At 37.2% G+C, this 23,697-nt stretch carries 19 protein-coding genes; 4 read left to right on the forward strand and 15 right to left on the reverse strand.

The window, feature by feature from the left end:
* The 8 genes from ASG14_RS08225 to ASG14_RS08260 form a co-directional block, all read right to left on the reverse strand.
* Complete coding sequence (locus ASG14_RS08225) at nt 1–1,554, reverse strand: glycoside hydrolase family 28 protein (protein ID WP_056870596.1); 1,554 nt, start codon at nt 1,552–1,554, stop codon at nt 1–3.
* Nucleotides 1,555–1,700: 146 nt separating this feature from the next.
* Nucleotides 1,701–3,005 (reverse strand): family 43 glycosylhydrolase, encoded by a 1,305-nt coding sequence (locus ASG14_RS08230; RefSeq protein WP_056870597.1) that lies wholly within the window; start codon nt 3,003–3,005, stop codon nt 1,701–1,703.
* A 6-nt stretch (nt 3,006–3,011) separates the two neighbouring features.
* Nucleotides 3,012–4,205, reverse strand: coding sequence for an AGE family epimerase/isomerase (locus ASG14_RS08235; RefSeq protein ID WP_369817224.1), 1,194 nt, complete (start codon nt 4,203–4,205; stop codon nt 3,012–3,014).
* Nucleotides 4,206–4,232: 27 nt separating this feature from the next.
* Entirely contained in the window at nt 4,233–5,456 is a 1,224-nt protein-coding gene (locus ASG14_RS08240) for a glycosidase (protein WP_056870598.1), read from the reverse strand.
* Nucleotides 5,457–5,654: 198 nt separating this feature from the next.
* Nucleotides 5,655–7,061 carry an MFS transporter gene (locus ASG14_RS08245; protein ID WP_056870960.1) on the reverse strand — a complete coding sequence of 469 codons (1,407 nt, stop codon included), beginning with the start codon at nt 7,059–7,061 and terminating at the stop codon, nt 5,655–5,657.
* 31 nt (nt 7,062–7,092) lie between these two features.
* Nucleotides 7,093–8,247, reverse strand: coding sequence for a glycoside hydrolase family 26 protein (locus tag ASG14_RS08250; protein ID WP_056870599.1), 1,155 nt, complete (start codon nt 8,245–8,247; stop codon nt 7,093–7,095).
* 182 nt (nt 8,248–8,429) lie between these two features.
* Complete coding sequence (locus ASG14_RS08255) at nt 8,430–10,043, reverse strand: RagB/SusD family nutrient uptake outer membrane protein (RefSeq protein WP_056870600.1); 1,614 nt, start codon at nt 10,041–10,043, stop codon at nt 8,430–8,432.
* Between the two features lie 11 nt (nt 10,044–10,054).
* A complete protein-coding gene (locus tag ASG14_RS08260) occupies nt 10,055–13,114 on the reverse strand; it encodes a TonB-dependent receptor (protein ID WP_056870601.1) in 3,060 nt (1,019 codons plus the stop codon).
* A gap of 201 nt (nt 13,115–13,315) precedes the next feature.
* Between ASG14_RS08260 and ASG14_RS08265 the strand changes: the two genes are divergently transcribed.
* The 4 genes from ASG14_RS08265 to ASG14_RS08280 all read left to right on the forward strand — a co-directional run bounded on the left by ASG14_RS08265 (nt 13,316) and on the right by ASG14_RS08280 (nt 18,496).
* Complete coding sequence (locus tag ASG14_RS08265) at nt 13,316–14,191, forward strand: AraC family transcriptional regulator (RefSeq protein ID WP_056870602.1); 876 nt, start codon at nt 13,316–13,318, stop codon at nt 14,189–14,191.
* 742 nt (nt 14,192–14,933) lie between these two features.
* Nucleotides 14,934–16,250, forward strand: coding sequence for a hypothetical protein (locus tag ASG14_RS08270; RefSeq protein WP_056870603.1), 1,317 nt, complete (start codon nt 14,934–14,936; stop codon nt 16,248–16,250).
* Nucleotides 16,251–16,365: 115 nt separating this feature from the next.
* Complete coding sequence (locus ASG14_RS08275) at nt 16,366–17,949, forward strand: glycoside hydrolase family 28 protein (RefSeq protein ID WP_056870604.1); 1,584 nt, start codon at nt 16,366–16,368, stop codon at nt 17,947–17,949.
* 358 nt (nt 17,950–18,307) lie between these two features.
* Nucleotides 18,308–18,496 carry a hypothetical protein gene (locus ASG14_RS08280; RefSeq protein ID WP_157274873.1) on the forward strand — a complete coding sequence of 63 codons (189 nt, stop codon included), beginning with the start codon at nt 18,308–18,310 and terminating at the stop codon, nt 18,494–18,496.
* A 623-nt stretch (nt 18,497–19,119) separates the two neighbouring features.
* Here ASG14_RS08280 and ASG14_RS20675 read toward each other — a convergent pair.
* The 7 genes from ASG14_RS20675 to ASG14_RS08315 form a co-directional block, all read right to left on the reverse strand.
* A complete protein-coding gene (locus tag ASG14_RS20675; RefSeq protein WP_082491468.1) occupies nt 19,120–19,449 on the reverse strand; it encodes a hypothetical protein in 330 nt (109 codons plus the stop codon).
* Nucleotides 19,373–19,912: a hypothetical protein gene (locus tag ASG14_RS08290; RefSeq protein WP_056870607.1), complete on the reverse strand. Its 540-nt coding sequence runs from the start codon at nt 19,910–19,912 to the stop codon at nt 19,373–19,375. Before ASG14_RS08290 ends, ASG14_RS20675 begins: the two co-directional genes overlap by 77 nt.
* Nucleotides 19,909–20,214 (reverse strand): hypothetical protein, encoded by a 306-nt coding sequence (locus ASG14_RS08295; RefSeq protein WP_056870608.1) that lies wholly within the window; start codon nt 20,212–20,214, stop codon nt 19,909–19,911. The genes ASG14_RS08290 and ASG14_RS08295 overlap by 4 nt, the downstream gene beginning before the upstream one ends.
* Nucleotides 20,215–20,907: 693 nt before the next feature.
* Entirely contained in the window at nt 20,908–21,855 is a 948-nt protein-coding gene (locus ASG14_RS08305) for an alpha/beta fold hydrolase (protein ID WP_082491472.1), read from the reverse strand.
* A 51-nt stretch (nt 21,856–21,906) separates the two neighbouring features.
* A complete protein-coding gene (locus ASG14_RS20225; RefSeq protein ID WP_157274874.1) occupies nt 21,907–22,053 on the reverse strand; it encodes a hypothetical protein in 147 nt (48 codons plus the stop codon).
* A 54-nt stretch (nt 22,054–22,107) separates the two neighbouring features.
* Nucleotides 22,108–22,680 carry an NAD(P)H-dependent oxidoreductase gene (locus tag ASG14_RS08310; RefSeq protein WP_056870611.1) on the reverse strand — a complete coding sequence of 191 codons (573 nt, stop codon included), beginning with the start codon at nt 22,678–22,680 and terminating at the stop codon, nt 22,108–22,110.
* A gap of 77 nt (nt 22,681–22,757) precedes the next feature.
* Nucleotides 22,758–23,582, reverse strand: a complete 825-nt coding sequence (locus tag ASG14_RS08315) for an AraC family transcriptional regulator (RefSeq protein WP_056870612.1) — start codon at nt 23,580–23,582, stop codon at nt 22,758–22,760.
* Between the last annotated feature and the right edge of the window lie 115 nt (nt 23,583–23,697).

Here is a 23,697-nt window from a genome sequence, read left to right on the forward strand (position 1 = left end):
TTATTTCACGTTATTTTTAATCACTACCTTACTGTTTAAGTCCGTAAAAAATCCCTCACCGTTTTTTAAGCTTATCGCTTTCAACATTGTATTTGAGGGGGAAGCTTTACCATTAAAGTCCGTTATTGACAGATTTTTAAAATCGTTTACAACAATTGCATTTGTAAAAAACGCTGGCATACTTAATGGCCATTCCAATTTAAAATCCTTGATTTTTAAGCCTTCTACTTTTTGGGCATATAGACCAGGAATATCGTGGGCAAAAATCTGTTTCTCGGGATCCGATTGACCTCTTAAATCTATGTTTCCTCCTGCCACGCCATTTAGTTTACTGTTGGTAATTTTAAAGGTGATTTTCTCAAAAGAGAGGTCTTTTATAATGCTCTCATTTGTTCCGTAAATAAGCATCCCATTTTCACCTTCACAAATGATGTTATTAAAATTCACATTTTTTATCTGCCCCAATTTGGCTTCAGGGTTACCTCTAATCGCGGAGATGTGTATCGGCTCACCATTCCCCCACCAGTCGCCAGTATTCAGTTTAGTCTGAATGTAAACATTCGACACAGTAATATTTTCTATATTCCCCTGATCTCTTAAAAAAATTCCAATTCCGCGGTTAGAATTGGTAATATTTATATTGCTAATTTGAATATTCCGTACGTTATTTTGATCTAAAAACCCAATCCTTATTGCGCTTGAATTGGACTGCAGATTACAATTTGTTATAACAACATTTTCACAGTCTTTTTTATTTCTTTTAAAACCAGGAATTTCAAAATGATGGTCATATCCAACAATGGCTATTGCATCATCACCCGCTCTGATATCTGAATTACTAATAATTACATTGGAGCTGCTGGTTACATCAATTCCATCTGCATTTGGTACTAAAAGATTAGTCCACAATCTGATTCCATCGATCAGAACGCCATCACAATCTGCAATATGGAGGGTCCAGAAAGTAGAATTGGCGAGTGTTATATCCTTTACATTAACTTTTTTGCATTGGGAAAATATGACCATTTGGCGTGGTCGTGGTTCAATTGGTGTCACGGGGCCATCACCTAAGCCACCGCTTTCCACCTTTCTATAGTTTTGTTTTTGGCGGGTGTAGCTATTGGTAGTGGAATCTATTTTTTTTGCTTTACCCCAATCAAAAAAAACTTTATCGTTACCGTCAATTTTCCCCATCCCAGTAATAGCCACATTCTGAGCATCATGGGTATAAAAAAGTCCATAATAATTTATGCCGTAGGTTTCTTTCTCATAGCTTTTGTAGTCTTTGATATTTGCGCTTCCCTTTAAAACTGCGCCAATTGCTAAATGAAAATCTACGTTGTTCTTTAGGGAAATTGTTCCGCTTAAAAATTCGCCTGAAGGAATATAAACCATTCCGCCACCTTTTGATGAACAGTCATCAATTGCTTTTTGAATAGCAATGGTATTGATCGTTTTTCCATCGGCTACTGCACCGTAATCTTTAACATTATAAGTCTGCGCAGTGCTTTTAAAAGCCAGAAGTACAATAAAACAAGTGATGATCGTCTTCATATTTTTATTTATTAGCGATTAGATAGCATGTATAAACAATTCTATATTTTGGTTCTATTTGCTTCAATCCCTAGCTATTTTTATGTATAATCTTTTAATGAAAAAAGATTATTGGGTACTTTATTTAATTTTTACGCTTAAAAATTTTAAGGATTGCCCCATACTTTAATTTCCCAGACAGAGGCGGTTCGATCTTCTGAGTTGTTGATAGAAAGTCTGATGAAATTGGCTTTAATATCGACCTCGTTAAACATATTTGGATAGGCTTGAACTGCTTGTTGGGTATGATCGGCGATGGTTGTCCAGTTCTGGTTATCTTTGGAATACTCCAGTTTAAAGGTATGCCACTTATCAGGGTACTCGAAATCTATCTCTATTTGTTTAATCTGCCTTTCTGCGCCTAAATTAATAGAAAGCTGACCTTTTTGATTTACTTCAGTTGTCCATCGGGTATCGTTTTTACCGTCTACGGCATACATCGCCCTGTGGGTAAGTCGCTCTGTGTTAGCAAAAGTTTCAGCGTTAAGTGCGAAGTTTATCATCTTAGGCTTAATGCCTAAAGTTTTGGGTAAATCATTTATTAACTGTGTGAGTTGAATTTTTCCATTTCTATCAAAAGTAATCTCGCTCATGCAGGTAAACCTGAATGAGCAAGGATTTGATGAATCTGGATCCTGGCGGTGGTAGAAGATAAACCATCTGCCATTAAGTTCAATTACAGAATTATGCCCAGGGCCTAAAATGCCTTCTGCTTCATTGGTCGCCAACACGATACCATTATCTATGGATGTGTATGGCCCATCAATATTTTTTGATACCGCATATTTAATGTTGTAACTCCTTTGCCAGCACCTTCCCCCTGCCCACATCAGGTAATATAACCCATCTTTGTGCAGCATGTAAGGCGCTTCTGTAAAATCAAAGAGTGTTCCTTTTAAAGGTATTTTCTTCTCCACCTTGACTAAGTAATCCGGTGATTTTAGATCATTATTCATCTCGAAAAGTTCTTTGGAAGCAGAAATCACAAAGGTCTTACCCGAAACAGGGTCTATAAAGGGCTCTAAATCGAAGCCTCCAATATGATTCATTTGTTTAAAAGGGCCAGTCGGTGTATCTCCTTTGTAAGCGTAGCCGGAATAGTCTACTGAATTTTGTCTGTAGAGATAGTATTTACCGTCTTTACCTTTACTCACTGCTGGCGCCCAGACAGTTTCGTTTGGTAATCCTTCCACTTTCTCTGCTTTCCAAACCACCAAATCATCAGAAACCCAAACTAAAGTTTGCCCGTCATTACCGAACTCTCCATAGCCATCTGTTGTAACATACAAATAGTATTTACCATTAAATTTTTTAATGCTTGGATCAGCATAATAACCAGGAATAACAGGATTTTGGGAATAGCCAAAAAATGCAATACTGAGTAATGAGAGTAGTAAGTATAAGGTTTTCATCGGGTATTAATTTATTTTTTCTAACCGGGTAATCACTTCAATACAGGCTCTGCTATTATGGTAAGGGCATTTCCAAAAACCTGCCTTATCTTCACCCTGCATTAATGATAAGTCTTTATTTATACCCCAAAACCATTCACCATTTTCATAATCTATGATATACCTTTTTGTAAAATCCCAAATGGATAAAAAGCTATTAAGAAATTTCTGGTCCTTACTAATTTGAAAAGCATTTAAAAATCCGACCATTGCTTCGGCTTGCACCCACCAATGTTTCTCGGATACCTTCTTATTCTCAAGTAGATCCAGTTCATAAATCATGGAACCAGTTTGATCAATTCCATCAATAGCGGCATTTGCAATTTCTAGCGCTAACTGTTCAAACTGGTGAATTAACTTTTGCTCACCAATAATTTGGGCAGCTTCCAGCATTAACCAGGATGCCTCAATATCGTGGCCGTAGGAAATGATGTCGTAATCAGATTTCCATTTAACATCAAAAAAAAGAATTAAATGTTTGGTCCTTTGATTTAAAATATGCTGATCAAATAGCTGTAAAAGATTAATTATTTTAGATTTTAATTGCTCATCGCTCCAGTGTCTATACAAATTGGTGTAGGCTTCCAAAATGTGGAGATGGGTATTCATTGTTTTCTTTTCGTTAGCATCCTTATCACTCAAACGCAGATCTTCTATATCTTTCCAATCGCGGGTTAAAGCCTCCAGATAGCCGCCGTTTTCGAGGTCAAAACTATGCTTTTCGATATCATTAAAAAGAGAAATTGCCATCCTCAGGGCTTGTTGATGTTTGGATGCTTTGTAAAATTCTGTTAAGCCATAGATTGCAAAAGAAATGGCATAAATCTGCTTTTTAGTATCTAAAGGTTTTCCAAAAGCATCCAAAGACCAATAAACTCCCCCCATTTCTTTATCTATGAAATGATCACACAGGTAATTAAAACTTCTTTCCGCTAATTTTAAGTAGTTTAGATCTTGATTAAAATTATAACCTGCAGAAAAAGACCATAGAATCCGAGCGTTTAGAACCGCCCCTTTTGGTGCATTCTCAATGATTATATTGTTATGATCAATTGCGCCAAAGAAACCACCGTTGATATTATCAACAGTGTAGGTTTCCCAATAAGTAAAAATTGATTTTAACTCGGCTTCAAATTCACTGGTCAATTCTTTATGCATCATCTGTTAAATTCATAGATTAAATTCCAATTAATCACCACTACTGAGAATTTGGACATCTAACGTTTGTGATTTCTCTAATTCTATAGTTTGCTTATTTTTGGTAATCAAATTATTGATTGCCTTGACCGAATTGGCGGAACTCAAACCGTCTTCTGGTGTATTGAGGCAATAATCCAACAGTTGTGAAATTGTGGATGTCGCAACATGCATACGGGTATCGGAGGATGCGTAATATATAAACACATCGCCGTTATCATCTGCAATCCAACCGTTTGTAAAAACTACATTAGACACATCACCTATCCTCTCCACACCTTCCGGTGCAATAAAATATCCACCTGGTTTGTGTATTACTTTAGTAAGATCATGTAAATCTGTTATAAACATGTATAAAACATAGCGTAATCCGGCTGCTGTATTTCTAACGCCATGAGCCAAATGCAACCAACCTTTTTTAGTTTTAATTGGCGTAGGCCCCTGTCCGTTTTTTGCTTCATAAACAGTATGATACTCTTTGCCGTATAAAATGTGCTCAACAGCTACCTCAGCATTTTCCATTGTTTTGGAAAGTCCAAAACCAATGCCGCCGCCTTTACCAGCTTCTATAAAAGAATCTTGAGGGCGGGTGTAAAAAGCATATTGGCCATCGACAAATTCAGGATGTAATACTACGTTTCTTTGTTGAGGAGAAGGTGTTTTTAAATCTGGTAAGCGCTCCCACTTTTTCAAATCTTTGGTTCTAATGATACCACACTGCGCTACCGCAGCTGTCTGATCTCCAGCCAAAGCGTTTGGATCTTTCTTCTCTGTACAGAATAAGCCATATATATAGCCATCAGCATGATGAGTTAAGCGCATATCGTAGACATTTGTGTCGGCATGATCATAACTATCAAATACGATTGGGGAAGCCCAGAATTTGAAGTTATCAATACCATTTTCACTTTCAGCAACGGCAAAAAAAGATTTTCTATCTGAGCCTTCAACGCGTAAAACTAATATGTATTTCTGTTCAAATTTTATGGCACCTGCATTAAAGGTTGCATTAACTCCTATTCGCTCCATTAGAAAAGGATTACTTTTCTCTTCGAAATCATATCTCCAATCCAGTGGAATATGTGCAGCGGTAATGACAGGATTTTTATATCTATCAAAAATCCCGTTCCCTAATTCCTCCTTTTCATTTTTTTGATTGATGAGTGCCTGATGATTCTGTTGTAGCTTTGCCAGGCGGTCTTTAAAATTTGTCATCTTATTTTATTTGATTTTTTGTTGATCTATCTTAAATTGAATTTTAATAATGCTATTGCGGTTTCTGGAAAGGTATTACTTACTTTTTTTTGCTTAAAAAAATATTTTTTAGGGAATCTAACTTAAACCTCATTAGCGGTTACGCCTAAAATATCGAGTTGCAAAGAGCTAATTAACCCCAGGATGTATTCATGGCATTTAAACATGGTCCGCTTCTTTATTACGCCTTTGTGATAATTCATCGCTTACAGTGATCATAAAAGAGTCGCTGAGCTTATAAAAGGCAATAAATATTGCGGAAAGAAGTGCTCCCGCTGCTGGAATAAGGCTCATCATCATTCTTATGCCCGTTTGTGCCTGTTCAGTTTGCATGACATTAGCTTTAAATCCATAGAGAGCCAAGAGCCAACCTGTTAAAGCGCCACCAAGTGTCCATCCTAGTTTTTGGGACATAGAAGAAGAGGAGAAAATTAGACCTGTCGCCCTTCTTCCGGTTTTCCATTCAGAATAGTCTGCAATATCTGCATACATAGACCATAGTAAAGGAAAAATTATTCCCGCACAAATACTGATTAAGAATTGAAAACCGAATATCAGCAATAGATTATCCTCTTTAAAAAAGAAGAAAATTGCGCTTAGTACACAGGCAATGACCATTGCATACATAAAGGTGTTTTTTTTACCAATTTTGTCAGAAACAGTTTTGGCTAATATTACGCCCACAATATTTGCCGCCTGGCCTAATACCAGGTAGAGGGTACTGTAATTAATAATAATTCTTACAAGTGGTAGCTCAAACGCCTGTTGATTCTGGAAATAATATTTAAAATAAAATATTGTGGAACCATCTCTTAATGAGTTGAATATGAGTGTGGAAATTCCAGCTCCTAAGAGTATAAACCAAGGCTTATTTTGGGCTAAATTCTTTAAATCATCTTTTAATGATGTTTTTTGTTCTTTAGGTGGGCTGATTCGTTCACGGGTCCAGGCAAAAGTAAAATAGAAAAGAACAACTGCAATCACAGCATAAATCATCATCGAAAATTGCCAACCTTGTTGAATGCCCGGTATGCCAGAACCCGTTTTACTGAGTGCGGTCACCAGAGGTTCTGCCGTTGCCAGTACTAAAATACTTCCAGCAAATGCGAATACAAATCTATAGGTGGAAAGTGTGGTACGCTCTTTAATATTGGAGGTCATAACACCCATTAACGAGGCATATGGAACGTTTATGGCTGAGTATACCATCATCATAAGTGTGTAAGTAACATATGCATAAATAACCTTCCCCGATAAACTCAATGCAGGTGTAGTGAAAGTTAACACACCAACAATACCAAAAGGCACTGCTACAAATAATAAATAAGGACGAAATTTACCCCATTTCGTACTGGTGCGGTCCGAAAGGATTCCAATAACAGGATCCAGTCCCGTATCCCAGATGCGCGTAATTAAAAACATAGTACCCACAACTGCCGCAGAAATACCAAAAACATCTGTATAAAAAAAAAGCAGGTATACTGAGAATATTTTCCAAAACATGGAAGATGCAAAATCTCCAAAACCATAACCAACTTTTTCTTTGAAACTTAATTTTTCAACCATATTAAAATTTAAGAAATTTGTACTATTCAGTTTATTTGTAAAGGTTTTGTTTAGCGACATCTTTCATAAATAACGTATTGGGTGCCTGATAAAACCTGATAAAATCTGGCGAGGATGGATGTCCTGAGTAAGGTCCGAAATAATGAAATTTCTTTTCTTTTTCCATCCAGCCGTGATTTCTCCAAACCAAAACATAAGAAATTTTAAAGTCTTTTATCACATCCAATAGCGCACTGGTCCACCAGTCTTTGTCTGCCACCGTTTCAAATCCTGTTTCTGCAAAAGCGGGAATTTTGTGATGTGCTTTTGCAAAAGAATCTAAAATGCTTAATCCATTTCTAATTTGTTTTCTAAACTTTTCTTTAGAATCTTTTAAATCTGTCTGCGTTGGATTTGGCTTACTGAACTGATAATTATCGAAACTTACCATATCCACATATTTATCACCAGGATAGCGTTCTGCATACTCTTCAGCAGTTTGAAAGCTATTAGTATTATACATGTAAATGAGGTTATGCAACCCTACAGTATCCTTTAAATAATTGACCGTGTACTTAAATAACTCCATGTACTCCTCTTTAGTGGCAGAATCTTTTCCCCACCAAAACCAGCCACCATTTAGTTCGTGATAGGGTCTAAAAAGGATTGGGATTTGTTTACCATCACTTCCCTTTAATGTTTTAATAAAATTAGCTACATTTTTCAGCCATTTTTGATAGGTTTCAAATTCTTTTCCACCAGGTAAAACAGCAGAAACCGCGCTGGTATTATCCCATGCCGAACCTTTAGTAACCGGATTATCTACATGCCAGCTAATGGTATTCACACCACCCATATCATAAACTTGCTTTATATAGGCCCGGATTTTATCAAAAGGAATACCGTCTAAATTTTTATCGGCATTATATTCTATTTTACCTAAATCCCAACCAAAAACTGCAGGATAATCTTTTACCACGTCATATACATCGCTTCTTTTCCCGTCCGATGTTTTCCACTCAACCCCATATGCCAGGTCATCTTGATGGCCAAACATTACGCCTTTAGCAGCCAATTTCTGGAGATTACTGTAAAGATTTCTAGTTTCTAAAGTTGCCTTATGATCTATAGGTTCATTTTTCTGAGCAAATGAAAGATTAGTAATCACGGCAAAAAAAACTGTAATCAATAAATTTTTAATTTTCATTAGGTATTTCTTTCTAGATTAAACAGCGACTTTTTTTTAATTCAAACTTATAAAACATTTACTCCAGATTCTTCCAATTCAGATCGTATCAATAAAATTAACTTAGGATAATGAATGGTCTGGACGCCGTCCAGACCATAACAACCAAACTAAACTAAACCAATTTTAATTTTTCTTTAATATCAATAGCCTGGGTTTTGTGCTAAACCCCAATTCTGCGATTCACTCACTGGCAAAGGCAATACCGGATAGGGATTAACCATTCCTTGAGTAATCGAATGAGTCATTGCTCTGGCTCTGTTCTCTGCGGTTAAGCTATTCATATATTTACCAGTTCTGATCATATCCCAATAATGAATAGAATACATTGCAAGTTCCACACGGCGCTCATGATAAATTGCATCAAGAAGCGGCTGTCCATTTAGTGAGGCAGAAACATCAGGTAAAGTTCCTGCAGGAAGTACATTTGGCTGATAAATTTCAGAATTACCTAAAACTGTACCTTTAGGTTTTGTAGACAACCTTGCCCTGGCTCTAATTTTATTTAAAATATCAACAGCTTCGTTATTAATATTTAAATGAGCAGCGGCTTCCGCATTCATTAGAAGTACATCACTATACAACATCATACGAATATTTTGCCCACTACCTTTAAGTTGCACGGGTTTAACTATGGCTGCCTTTCTATTCAAATATCCCGTCGCATTTTCAGAAAGATCAATAACATTTGATATACCAAGTACGATATCGCCGTTTTTAATTACTGTCGCAGGCAAGCGAGGATCATTAGGTTCAAACTCATTCACTAAGTTCTGCGTAGGGTTGTTAAAACCATAACCAAACGTTTTCCTGTTGTTCTGAAAAACATTCGTTGCTGTGCCTGTTTTAATCGGACCATAGCTGTCTGGTGAGGCCGTAAATTGCAATTCAAAAATAGATTCTGAACTATTTTCGCCTTCATCTTCTTCTATAGCTGCGAAATTTTGGATTAAGCTGTATTGATTAGAGTTCATTACAGTTTTAGTCACATCATAAACATCTTTCCACGTATGTTTAGCGGTGTTATCCGTGCCCAATTGATACATAATCACTCTTGCCAAATATGCTGTGGCAGCCCCCTTAGTAGCTCTGCCTAAATCCGCAGTAGCATATTGATTTTTTTCAGGCAGCAGATCAATCGCCGCTTTTAAATCTTTTTCAATAAATGCATAAGTTTCTGCAAGCGAGTTTCTAGGAACCTTACCAAACTTATCTAATGCAACAGAATTTTCGAAAAGCGGAACACCTCCAAATACTCTGGCTAAATAGAAATAAAAATACGCTCTTAAGAACAACGCTTCGCCTTTGAATCTTTTTTTCAAATTGGCATCAATAGTACCTCCATCAACGCCATTGATAACGATATTAGCTCTGGAAACTCCTGTAAAACAATGCGACCATAAGGTTTGCATGATGGCGTTATTTCCCGATGTACGCCATTCTTTCATTTCAGTTAGCGCTGTAAGGTCACTAACTGTACTTCCTTTTTCGGCATCATCCGACAATACATCGCCAAACATCCAATGGTACATATTACCTAGATAAGGACCGTTACCCCATTGTGGTCCTTCATCCCATGAAGCTGTGTCATAAATTGCATTTACGGCGAGCACTGCATTTTTCGGATCTTTAAATAAGGTCACATCTGTAGAAGCACCTAGCGGTTCTTCGGTTAAAAACTTTTTACAGCCACTTGTATTTACTAAAATTACGGTCACAACCAGTGACAATAAATAACTATATTTTCTCTTATTCATCTTATTAAAAATTATAATTGAACATTGATGCCAAATCTGAAAGTACGTGGTTGAGGATAATTCCCAAAATCAACACCATATGCTAAAGGATTATCAAAGTATCCATTTGAAGAAATTTCTGGATCAAATCCCCTGTATTTTGTAAAAGTTGCCAGGTTATCTACTGCAGCATAAACCCTTAGACCGTTAAGTTTTAATTTACTCATAATATTAGCGGAGAAATTATAGCCTAATTGAATGTTTTTTATTCTTAAATAACTTCCATCTTCCACGTACCGATCGCTAAACTGATCGTTTTTATTTAAATCTCTTGAGGTAACACGAGGCTCATTGGTGTTGGTGTTTGCTGGCGTCCATGCATTTGCCCTATCAGCATAAAAGTTATTCCATGTAGCTGCAAAATTACTGGACTTGTTTAAAGCAAAGCTCAAACCGTTTACTAACTCCTGCCCTTGTACGCCTTGAAAGAAAATTCCTAAATCAAATTGCTTGTAGGTGAAGTTTCCATTAAATCCGTAGCTAAAGTCCGGACTTGTTGCATCACCAAGAATCTGATTATCACTACCGTTGATCACGCCATCGCCATTAAAATCTACATATTTTACATCTCCAGGCTTAGCATTTGGCTGAATTAAGTTCCCAGAAGGCGTTTTGTAATTGCTCACCTCCCCTTGACTGTGGAAAATACCATCTGTTTTTAAACCGAAATAAGATGCCAGTGGAGAACCCACTTTGGTGATTGTGGTATTACCAAGTTGGGATAAAACATTACCGCTTGCAATTGGATTTCCCCCGCCTAAGCTTGTTATTTTATTTCTAATCTTCGTAAAATTAGCGCCTAAGTTATATCCAAAATCGCCAATTTTATCTTTATAAGATATAGACAATTCAATACCCTTGTTTTCCATGCTACCGACATTTGCTCTTGGAGGTGCAAACCCTAAATAATCTGGAACAGGTAGAAGCGCAATCATATCACTGGTTTTTTTGATAAAGTAATCCGCTGTAAGAGATAATTTATAGTCAAAAAAATCAGCATCCAAGCCAAAGTTGGTGCTTTTGGTATTTTCCCATTTAATTTTTGTATTTGCCAACTGAGTGGGTATACTTCCTGGTTGGGCAACGTTGTTGAAAGAGTAATTCTGATTATTTGTTACAACAGAAGCGAATCCGTAGTTATCAGCACTATTTTGATTACCAACTTCTCCATAACCGACTCTGAATTTCAAATTAGATAAATCTTTCCAGTTTTTTAAGAATTCCTCTTGACTAGCCCTCCATGCGAATGAAAACGATGGAAAGGTCCCTAAACGGGTTTCAGGTAAGAATTTTGATGATTGATCAAATCTTAAAGTTGCAGTTATTAAATACTTATCATTGAAGGCATAATTCAATCGGCCAAAAAATGACAATAAAGTATTTTCTCCAGCTGAGCTACTCACATTTGCGGATGTATTTCTTGCCGCTGAAATGTACCTCAAACTAACATCAGCAGGTACGTCAAATGCTGTAATGGAAATACCATTTCCTCTTACCTTTTGAACTTCCTGTCCTAATATTGCATCAAATGAATGTTTCTTATTAAATACTTTTTTGTAATTCAGATAATTACTTAATGTCCAGCTCACATTCTCCGATCGTGACTCGGTTAAAGCGCTTGTATTATTTTGATCCTGAGATCCTATATAATACTGTGGTAAAAAGTTTTTATTTTGAACGTTATTAAAGCTAACTCCAAATTCTGACCTGAAGGTTAGGGATTTAATAATCTGAGCGGACACAAATAGATTACCTAAAAGGTTATTGGAATAGGTATTATTCCCACTCTGTTCATCAGCAGCTCTAACTGGATTCGGTACTTCCGAAAGCGAATAAACATAATTACCATCTGGCCCGGTAACTGGTGTTATGGGATCTATCAGTGCTGCATTCCTAAGCACCAGTCGATTATAATTATCTTGAGCCGATCTTGTATAAGTAGCAATTACACCACCCTTTAACCAGTTATTAAATTTAAATTCATCATTTAAACGAATATTATATTTCTGAAAGCCAGAATTTTTGATAGTACCATCCTGTTTAAAGTAGTTGCCACTAAACAGATATTTATTATTTTCAGAACCACCGGCATAACTTAAATAATAATTCTGCATCAAACCATTTTGTAAAACAGCATCTTGCCAATCTGTACCAACAGCATTGGATTGAATTGCATTTTGAAATGGAGTAACAAATTTTGGATCCAATGGCTGGTTCTCGTTTGCATAGGCTTGTGTAATCAGTTTTGCGTAACCGGCACCGCTAATCAAATTTAATTTTTTATAGACTTGCTGGACTCCTACGTAGGAATTAAAATTAACTTCTGGTTTACCGATTTTTCCCTTTTTGGTTGTAACTAATACTACACCGTTGGCGCCGCGGGAACCATAAATTGCGGTTGCAGAAGCATCTTTCAAAATATCCATCGATTCTATATCATCAGGTGATAAGTTTCCAATACCACTAGTTTGAAAACCGTCAACAACATACAAAGGATCACTGTTATTAATTGTTCCAATACCTCTGATTCGAATACGTGTACCAGCACCTGGCTGTCCAGAATTAGAAGTCACTTCTACCCCAGCCAACCTGCCCTGCAGGGCTTGTACCGGATCTGTTGTCGCTACAGCAGTTAATTGTTTATTACTGACACTAGCGGTAGCTCCGGTTACATCCGAACGTTTGGCCGTTCCGTAGCCCACGACCACCACATCACTCAACTCCTGAGATGATGATTGCAAAATTACATTGATTTGAGTTTGACCGCCAATCAGGACTTCTTTGGAATTCATACCTACAAAACTTACAACGAGAGTTGTAGCTCCATTAGGAACACTGATTTTAAATTTACCATCTGCATCCGTTAATGTGCTGTTCTTTGAGTTTTTAATAAGCACACTTGCTCCGGGCAATGTTTCTCCGCTAGCATCCTTCACCTGCCCTGTGATGCTTCTTTCTTGCGCTTTTGCGTCAGATATAAAACAAAAACATAGAAACAAAATGGATGCAATTGCATAATAATTTTTTCTCATAAGATTTATCTATTGGTTATTAATTCAAAACTATGCAATAAATCGCTTTTCGATTAATACTATTATACCATTTTATACCAATTAAAAATCATTATTATCTATTAAGTGTCATTAGGCCGATATTTCTAAATATTTATTACTAGTATTAATATAACAGATAAACTATTTATATTTACCAAACATAAATTTCCACTAACCGTCATGAGCAACCAGATTGTTAAAGAAATCACCCCTCTCACGCAGAGCGATTGTTTTACATTATTCTCGAGGGTCAAAACGGGATTTGATTTTCCGCTCCACTACCACGAAGAATTTGAGCTCAATTTAATTTTGAATGCTGGCGGTGCAAAGAGAATTGTCGGTGACCATATTGAAGTGATTGAGGACATGGAGTTGGTTTTGGTTGGTCCAAATCTATCTCATGCCTGGTTTACGAATGAGTGTAAAGACAAAGAAATAACTGAAATAACCATCCAGTTCCATAAAGATCTTTTTGATGACTCTTTATTAAGAAAGAATCAACTGAGTTTTATCAGAAATATGTTCGAACAATCAAAAAAAGGAATCTTATTTTCTCAGGAAACCATAGAAAGATTAAAATCTAGAATTATATATTTAAATAAAAAACAGGGTTTTGATTCTGTGCTGGAGCTTCTATCGATATTACATGATTTATCTATATCAAGAAATATTAGGTCTTTATCGAATTCGAGCTTCAACAATGACCAGTTAAATTATAACAGCAGAAGAATAGAAAAAGCTTTTGAGTATATGAATGCACACTATGGCAAACAAATTACTTTATTTGAAGTAGCGAAAATAGCCAATATGCCTGAAACTTCTTTCAGTAGATTTATGAAAAAAAGAACAGGCAACACTTTTATTGACAGCTTAAATGAAATAAGAATTGGGAATGCCAGCAGGATGCTGATCGACACCACCCACACCATTGCGGAAATTGCCTACAAATGTGGCTTTAATAACATTTCCAATTTCAACAGAACTTTCAAAAACAAAAAAGATTGTACGCCCAAAGATTTTAGAGAAAGCTTTACCGGCACTAGGATATTTATATAAATTCCATAGAAATAGAATAGCTGCAGATAAACTACCAGGCAATGATGGCTAATAACGTTAATCTGTATTATATAGAAGCTCTTTTATGCAAAACAATAAGTCTAAAGTATTCTTTAAAATAGATTCAATTTATACCCAAAAGATTTTCTTCAAACCAGCCTAAAACAGATCCTTGATTCAAATGCCAGACAACTCTTTAAAAAAGCAATTCTCTTTCTAGCGGTCCATTTAGCTCATCGTGAAACCCTAGTCCATTATCTTCGTTAATGAATTTGACGGATAGGACAGCTTATTCGCATTCCATTAATTTCATTTGTGAAAAACTGCCCTCTAGAAAGTAACTCCGGTTATAATTTATATACTAATTGATGAAATAGTATCAGCATCTTAAAGGGTTTAAAAGTATTTTTGAAAAGCTAACCAAAGACATCATTAGCGGTGAATTTACTAACAGCATATAAATAAGCTTTATCCTGGAACCAGTGAACCATTTACTTTTGACAATAACAAAACATCCCCCGAAGTTATGCGGAGGATGTTTTAACGTCGCTCCATTTGGTTGGAATTACATTAAACAAATGTTCTTTTTTCATTAAGAATCTGGCATTTCCATAGAAATCTAAAAAAGGTCCTAAAACTTTTTTCGTATGATAATAGACCAAGGGGTGCAAGTTTAATAAGTACTAAAACAGATAAGACTGCGATCTTTTCAGGCAGCAACGTTATAAATAAAAACAGAATAATGAGGATAATAAGATCACAGCTTTGCTTAGCTTCTTTAACGATAATAGTATTGGTCAATGCCTGCAAAACACAAAAGCATTTTGTTCAGGTTAAGGATAAAAATTTCATCATAGAAAAAAAAATCTATCATTTTGTGGGAACAAATTTCTGGTACGGAGCATACATTGCTGCAAATGCGGATTATGGAAATAGACCGCGTTTGATCAGAGAATTAAACCATTTACAAAAATTAGGCGTAAAAAACCTGCGTGTGGTTGCCGCTTCTGAAGAATCTGATTACGGTTTGCCCCTAAGCCCTCCTTTTCAATATAAAAACGGTAAATACAACGAAACTCTCTTGCAAGGACTGGATTTTTTACTGGCAGAGATGCATAAGAGAGACATGCGAGCAATTCTTATTTTAAACAATTATTGGGATTGGTCTGGAGGTATGGGACAATATGTCTCGTGGACTACTGGGCAAAGCGTAATTGACCCAAGTACGAAAAAAACAGATACCTGGGATGACGCGATGAAGTTTTCTGCAACTTTTTACACCAATGTTAAGGCGCAAGAGATTTATCGTAAATACATCAAGATGATTACCAACAGGGTCAATATATATACTAAAAAAGCATACAGAGATGAGACAGCGATTATGGCTTGGGAGCTGGCTAACGAGCCCCGTCCATCTGGCGCCGGAAATATGGTAGAGAAGATGAAAATTTTTGCCAAATGGATTGATGAAACCGCAAAATACATTCATAATCAGGCTCCTAATCAGTTGGTAACAACGGGTAGTGAAGGCAGTAAAGGCACATTAAATAGCCTTGATAACACCTTGCAAGCGCACAATAGTGAATATATAGATTACATGACTTTCCATATGTGGCCAAAAAACTGGGGATGGTATCAAGCAGATAAGCCAGAAATGTTAGCCAGTGCAAAAGCCAACACCGCAAAATACATTGATGAGCATATTGAGCTGGCAAATAAGTTAAATAAGCCAACGGTGTTAGAAGAATTTGGTTTTGTTCGGGATCGAGAAAGATTTTCCGCCGACAGTTCTACAAATGAACGTGACAGCTATTACAGATTTGTGTTAGATTTTATGAAAAACCGAATTAGAGATAAAAAGCCAATAGGTGGTCTAAATTTTTGGGGCTGGGGCGGAGAAGGTCGTGGAAAACAAAAAGACTATATGTGGAAAGCTGGCGATAATTCTTTTACAGGCGATCCTTTTGGTGAAGCTCAGGGATTAAACTCTATATTTAACACCGACAAAAGCACATTGAGTATCATCTCCAGGTATGCACAAGAAATAGATAAAAAATAAAATATTGTTTTTGGCAAGAAGTTCGGTTTTTAGAACACGCCTATATCTTTAAATATGGAGCACCAAAATCGAAAACGTATTTGGGGCAATGCTCTTCTTAATTTACAAAGACCTAATGAGAAATAAACTAAAAATAATAACATTCATAATCAATATCCTGGTTGCATCATTTTCTTTAGCCGCAAAAGATGTAGCTAAAGAAAATGACGAGGAAAAAAAGATATTTAATGTGGTGACCTACGGCGCCGTAGGTGATGGTAAAACCCTCAACACACTGGCTATTCAAAAAGCCATCGATGCGGCCAGTATAACGAAATCAGGCGGACGCGTTTTTTTCCCGAAAGGACAGTTTCTAACCGGCAGTATCGAATTGAAAAGTAACGTTGATCTTTATCTTTCCGAAGGAAGTATTGTATTGGGGAGCACAGATCCAAAAGATTACCAAAGCGTGAGTTCTGAAGGCAGACCAGACTCACCAAAAAAAGACGACAATACGCATTTAGGATTAATTTTAGCACATAATGCAACCAATATCACGCTTTATGGGAAAGGCACAATCGACGGTCAAGGCAGAGCTTTAGCCCTTACTATTGATAGCTTACATCATGCCCAAGTTCAGGTCGACCCCAATTACAATGTTCTGAGCATGCGGCCCAGTGAAACCGTTCGCCCTAAACTATTTAGTTTTTCCCAATGTAAAAAAGTTAAGATCGAAGGGATAGACATCAAAAGTAGTGCGGGTTGGGGACTTTCTTTCGAACTATGTAACGATTTGACAATAAACAGAATTAACTTAACAAACAGAGCATTTTGGAATAATGATGGTATGGATATAACAGATTGCACCAATGTAAGAATTACAAACTGTGATGTCAATTCTGCAGATGATGGTCTTTGTCTAAAATCTTATTATCCGGGCTATTTTAACGATAACATCTATATCGCTAATTGCACCATTAGATCTAGCGCAAGTGCAATTAAATTCGGCACAGCTTCCTACGGAGGCTTCAAAAATGTAACGATAGAGCACATCAAGATATTCGACACCTTTCGTTCTGCAATAGCGATCGAGAGTGTGGATGGCGGAATTATAGAAAATATAAAAGTTCAAAATATTAAGGCAAAAAACACAGGTAACGGTATTTTCATCCGCCTAGGCCATAGAGCAGGAGAAAAGCCAGGAAGGATAAAAAATGTGCTGATTAAAGACATTAAGGTGCAAATACCTTTCGGTCGTCCTGACATTAATTACGATATGAGAGGACCAGAAGTTCCATATTCCCACAATCCATTTCCCGCTTCCATTGTGGGGATACCAGGGCACTATATAGAAAATGTAATTATAGAAAATCTAGAAATAACCTATCCTGGCCGTTCATCCAAAGGGATAGCCTACATCCCTTTAAACCGGATAGAACAAGTGCCCGAGAAAATAAAGAATTATCCTGAGTTTGATATGTTCGGAGAACTGCCTGCTTGGGCCTTTTATGTCCGTCATGTTAAAGGCATAGAGTTCAGAGATATCAAAATAAAATTAGACCATGAAGATTTTCGTCCTGCATTTGTTTTTGATGATCTACTAGATTTGAAAATGGAGCATATTAATTTACCCAAATCCAGCAAAAAAGAAATTGTGTTTAAAAATGTTAAAAATGTAAAATTAGATGATAATGCCGTTTCACATAGGGAAGAGCTGTAAATTTATCTTCAAATAATTTTCAGCAGCTAAAAGAATTACCTGAAGATAAGAACTCTTGCAATTATCCAGAGAATAGCTATCATGTTATACCAGCTGAGCGCTTTAGAATGGATCAAACTCATCAATAGCGGCATCACCGAAAAACAAAAACCCAGAATCGTTGAACTCATCCCAATTGAAGCGGTGAACGCCGCACCGATTGCTGCCCATTTAATCAGCATAATGCTAAGACATCAGTTTGCAGAGGCCCCGCTATGAGCTAATTAAATCAATCCTCAGCCTAAGCCATAACATGGCTAATAAAGTTAAAGTTTTAAACCTGTATGCTCAAAAGTATAGTAAGGAATAATTGAGGGGCTTGCTCCGTGCCACTGGAGGAAGGTATGAGGAAACTAAGCCTGGACTTTTTCCAAGACTGGAGGTGAATGCAGATAATGGAAAACTTTTAGAACTGCTCAAGCAAAAAGGCATTGTGAAGGATTTTCCTGAGATAAAGGATAAAAACAAGTATAGGGTGTTACCAGCGAGGATAACCGATGTGGGTTGAAGCACAAGGTAGCCCCGGCATCAAGGCAATTGTAGGATAGCAAGAAAATATTGTTTTGGTTGGTTAAAAAAATTAACCCGAATTTCAAACTGCCTTGCGCTTTGCCTCTGGCTTTACATTAAATTTTTAATTGGCCCTTAAATTACCTTTCCATTGCAAGTTCGATTTGAGAAGTAAGCAGGGTATGTATATCTTAAGTATTACATAACTATTTATCTTTGTGCGGATTTTACTTGGTTCAATAAAAAATCTGTTCTGACCGGAATGCGTGAATCACAGCTAGAGCTATCAAATGGAAACCGCAGCATTCCGTACAGGTTCTCTTAGTTTGGGAATATGGTTCTTGTCAAATAACCTATCTTGCCTGATATAAATATCAAAAAGAGATAATCATGCCAGATTTTGGATATTCCAATCCAAAGTTGTCACCATTCCGCTAGAAATCTTACCTGCAATTCCGCCTTTTAATTTATTATTAAATTTATTCAAAAAGGTGATCGTTTTTTAAGATTACTCTATTATAAAGTATTGGCTTAATTTACTTTATTACTCAATAACCTGATCACATATCCGTAACTGTACTCTTTGTCGGTCAATCGATATTTTTCATGTGGAAGTGCTCCTCAACTATCGTCTCCACCCAGGCCTCGCTGATTCCAATCGAGAATAAGATATATGTTTTTTCGCTTGGGGAGATCAGCTGGATGCTGCTGTTTTTTGGTCGACCCTGGGTCAAGATCCTCTGCGGAATGGTTTATTGAACTAAAGTTCAACGGTTGCAGTCCTGTAATTTCCACTCCAGAGCCAAGACTGTCCGTTAGGCGAATCCAACGCACATCAGTCTTGTTTCCGCTTTCCTGGGGACGCACATATCCATCAAAATACTGATTTTCGACTAAGTCCGAGTATACGCCCAAAAAATGCCGCAGTATTTCTATCCCTGTAATTTTCATAGGGGCCGCGTCCGTAATAACTCAGGTGCCGATAACGCTGGTCCAGTTGGGTCCGCATGCCGAATCTCGGCAACTCTGGCATCCCTCTGTTAACTAGGTCCATTGAGGCATTTACAGAGATTGAGCCATCATTCAAAATTTGGTACTGTAAAGTGTAAAGGGCACCTATAGCCTGAAGGCTGCTTACAACCTTTATCGATAGGCCATGTTCATCCTGATTGCCAATCGAAACACTCTTTAACAACTTGTCTACATGGGCATATCGCCAGATTCCGAGCTTGTCAGGCATTCCGTTTCCAAAATCATTATCTGTCGGAGCTCTCCAGAAATACGGTTCTGGTAGATCATTAAAATAAGTATCTTGAAGATGATAAAGGGTAAACCGACCAAGATGAGCGTCAAATTCTCCAGAAACTTTGCCAGAAACAAAAGTAACCCGATCTCCCTTTCTGTCAATCTTCAACACTCACGCCACATGTTACCAATATATTTTCCATCCAGGGTTACGGAAAAACATTCGCCACCGCTTTCCACGACAGCATGTTTAATGCCCTGGTCAGTTGCGAGATCAAATACATATCTTTCCATATTCAGATTTGGCTGGTTAAATTTATTCTTGTTCTGGCTTTTTTTCTTCTTGCGTTCCAAAACATAAATGGCGGTCAGTGAGAACCCAACAACCATCCCTAGCAACAGTCCTTTAATGTGGTTGCGTGCCCATAAGCCGCCAAGCCGCGCTGCAGTTTCAATTTTATGATCCTTCATAACTGGCAAACAACCTTAAAAGGGATTAAGTATTGAATTCATCGGTATCCTCTCGGAGGAATACTTTGAACACTTAAGTGCTTTCTTACAGGTCATTGGGCCAATTGTTGATGACTTAAAGAACAAAAGGTTTATATAAAAATATAGTTTTCGTGAAAGTGGCAACCATTTTACTAAACATTTAGAACACAAAAATTTGGCAAATATGAATGAGAGTAGTTTTGCTTTTTTTCAATGACAAGGACGAACCAATGAATTCGACTGGAGATCCCGCTAGGATTAATCAAGTCATTTTGGAACTTAAGATCAGAAAACCCAAATGTGAGTAAAAGGTTATATCCGATTCTTTGAACTAACCTTGCGACAATGAGTTTACCAATGTGCATCACCTCTATATTCGACACAACTCTTAACTGCAAAAAACACCATGCAGTCAAAAATATAAGGCCTCGAAAGAGGGGCTGATACATATCTGGAAAAACCTTTTTCTCTGAGACATCTGGAGAAGCAAACCCTCAACCTGATAGACAATAGTGATAAGATTAAGAATTATTTTGCTACTTCTCCCCTTGTCCACGTCAAAACAATTGCCTACGGCAAAGCAGAAACGATTTCTCATGTGACGATGGGAGGATGGGATACAATGATGAAGTTTATGTTTTTATGCTTCACTGTTATATACTATTAACCAATTTACACAGCAAACGACGGTTTAGAATCAATTTTGCCTTTCGGATCTTCGTTTTTTAACAATGCATTAGTGGTATTCTCCCAACTTTTATTTTCCGGATAGAATCTTGTACGAATGTAGTCCGATGTGATTTCGCCTACAAACTTTACCGTTCCGGGATTTTCATCATTCGTTTGAGCCGTTTCCAAAGCATCATAACCTGAAATCCCACCCAACATATGTCCAGAACCAAAAACAGTTAACAAAGTTTTGGGCCCGGGACTTGCGTGATAAGCATCCATTCGCCAATCATCCCTGGTGGAAAATAAATTGCTGCTATCGTGGTCTCCCGCTACTACAAGAACCTCGCGCTGCATTTTAGAAAATTCCGTTCCCTTAAGTATTGGGTAGCGTTCGGATGCCCATTCGGCGATATCTTCCCCGTTGCCCGGTGTACCAAACATTACAAATGCATTGATTCGTGGTTCTGCAATCCCTACAAATTTGCAAGAAACGGGGTCATATACCTGCATACCTGCCAGCATCGCAACGGTATGTCCGCCCATCGAATGTCCAACGGCTGCAATATTATTTATATCCGTACGCTCATTAAGATCTTTAATACCTGATAAGATTTGTCTGAGGTTATCAATGATAAAAATTAAATCTTCTGCTCTCGATTTCCAGAATAAGGCACCTTCCGGTCCATTGGTTTCAAGCGCTAATGTTTTTGAATCCTGATGGGTTGGCTGTATTACGACAAATCCCTGAGATGCGTAATAATCAACGAGTGGTGCATAACCACGGTAGGATGAAAGAAAATTTGAAGCCCCATGACCATGGGACAATAAGATCACCGGGAGATCTCCACCGCTTGCGGGCGCTGTAACTTTAATTTCCAATACCGCCAAACGGTTTGGTACTTTTAATAAAATTGGACTAATTGAAATAATCGGATTTTGAAGTTTCATTATTGTAAGTTTAATTTTTAATAGATGTGAAAGGAGTAATTCCATGGAATTTTATACTGTTCCATCAGGAATATCGCTACCGAATTGAAGAACTTTTGAGTATCCGGTAGTTCCCGGTAAAGCGTGATCAGAACGACCATCTTTGAGGTTTTTTGTTAATGAATATTTCAGCGGCAAAATTTCTACTGCAATTGCCAAGACAGAAACAAAACTTAAACCTATTTTCGGGTTCCTTTATTTGTCATGATAATCTCATGTGTAGGTGGATAGTATTTGTGATTTCCAGTTTTCTACGCTTTGCGGTGCTGGTCTATCCGCTCTGTCAAAAAAGAAGTGCCGGTTGATTTCAAGACCGCAATAGGAAAATATGCCTCTGTCAGATGTTAACGATAAAGCTTTGTCCATTCCAATCTCTTCATATTCGGATTGTGATTTTCCATGGGTATTGATTATGGTTGTCTGTTTACCAGTGAGCAAACCTTTTTGTTTTCCCTGGTCATAACGATAGGCAAAACCGTAACTAAAGACACGGTCTATGAAACCTTTCAGAATTGCCGGCATTCCTGTCCACCATATGGGATAGATAAATGTGATATGATCTGCCCAGGAAATAAATTCCTGTTCGAGTTTGACGTCCTCTGCAACTTTTCCCTCTCGTTGTCCCTGGATATCTTCTACTGAGAGTACCGGATTGAAATTGAGTTGATAAAGATCCCTAACAACTATTTCCTGACCTTTGTTACCTAAATATCCGAAAAGTGTTCGTTCCAGATGGCCGTTTAAGCTCTGTGGATCCGGATGGGCAAAAATGATTAAATATTTCATGGTATATCATTTATTAGTTTTACAGCACAAAACTAGATAAACGATTCCTGTCAGAATTGTAAGAAAACGAAATATGCCTATTCTGCCTTGGGATTGCAAATGTCTTGTTGAACTTTGAGATATCCGGTAGGGGTGATTTTGATGTAATGTCTGAAATCGCGAATAAGTTGACTTTGGTCATAGTAGCTACATTGGTTGATTATTTCTGACCAATCTACTTTGGCAGAAGCCGAAGCTATAGCCTGTAATAGTTCAATAGCTTTTAAAAACCTTTGATAACGGTTAATTTCTTTTGCTGTATACCCAAAACATTTTTTATGGTTGAGTTGGATATTTCTTTCTGTCTGATTATGAAGATTTGCAACAGTTTTGATTGGGTCTAACGCCCCATCACTGAAGGTTGTAAGTTTGACAATAATTTCGTTTCTCTGTTTCAGATAAGGTTTGCAAAAGTTAACAATATAATCAATCTGTTGGTGGATGTTACCTATTTTGTCGAGTTGTATCCACAATGCAGTAAAACAATTGTTGTTCAACAAATCATCAGGACTAACGGGCATATGTTCCGCAAGCAAAGCATTGCCGAAAAATCGGTAAAACGCGTCATCTTTAAGATTTGCAACCAATATCCTTGAATTTGGCGGCAGTGAGTAAACAAAAGATTGTTTTATGGGGCCTAAAAGCAGACATTTCCCAGTTTCCATCTTACTTATTTCGGAGAAACAGAGGATAGCCGGGGTTCCAAAACTAAAAATCAAAATGGTCTGGTATGAGGGGAGTAAGGTTTTGGTAACTACCTTTCCAGTCATGTTTGCAGCAAAATAAAAATGGGAAAAAATTTCTTCGCAGCCAGGTGGAACAGGTATTCTAAAATTCAGATATTTCTCCTTGTTTTCTTTCATCTTATAGAATTATATTTTATCCGATAGGTTTGATAGCTGCCCTATGGCGGTTTTCCAATTGACGATAAATCAGACTGCAGATACATAGATAACCAACTTTTCAGACAAAAGCCTG

The organism is Pedobacter sp. Leaf194 (assembly GCF_001423945.1).
In the GTDB taxonomy this organism is placed as follows: Bacteria; Bacteroidota; Bacteroidia; order Sphingobacteriales; family Sphingobacteriaceae; genus Pedobacter.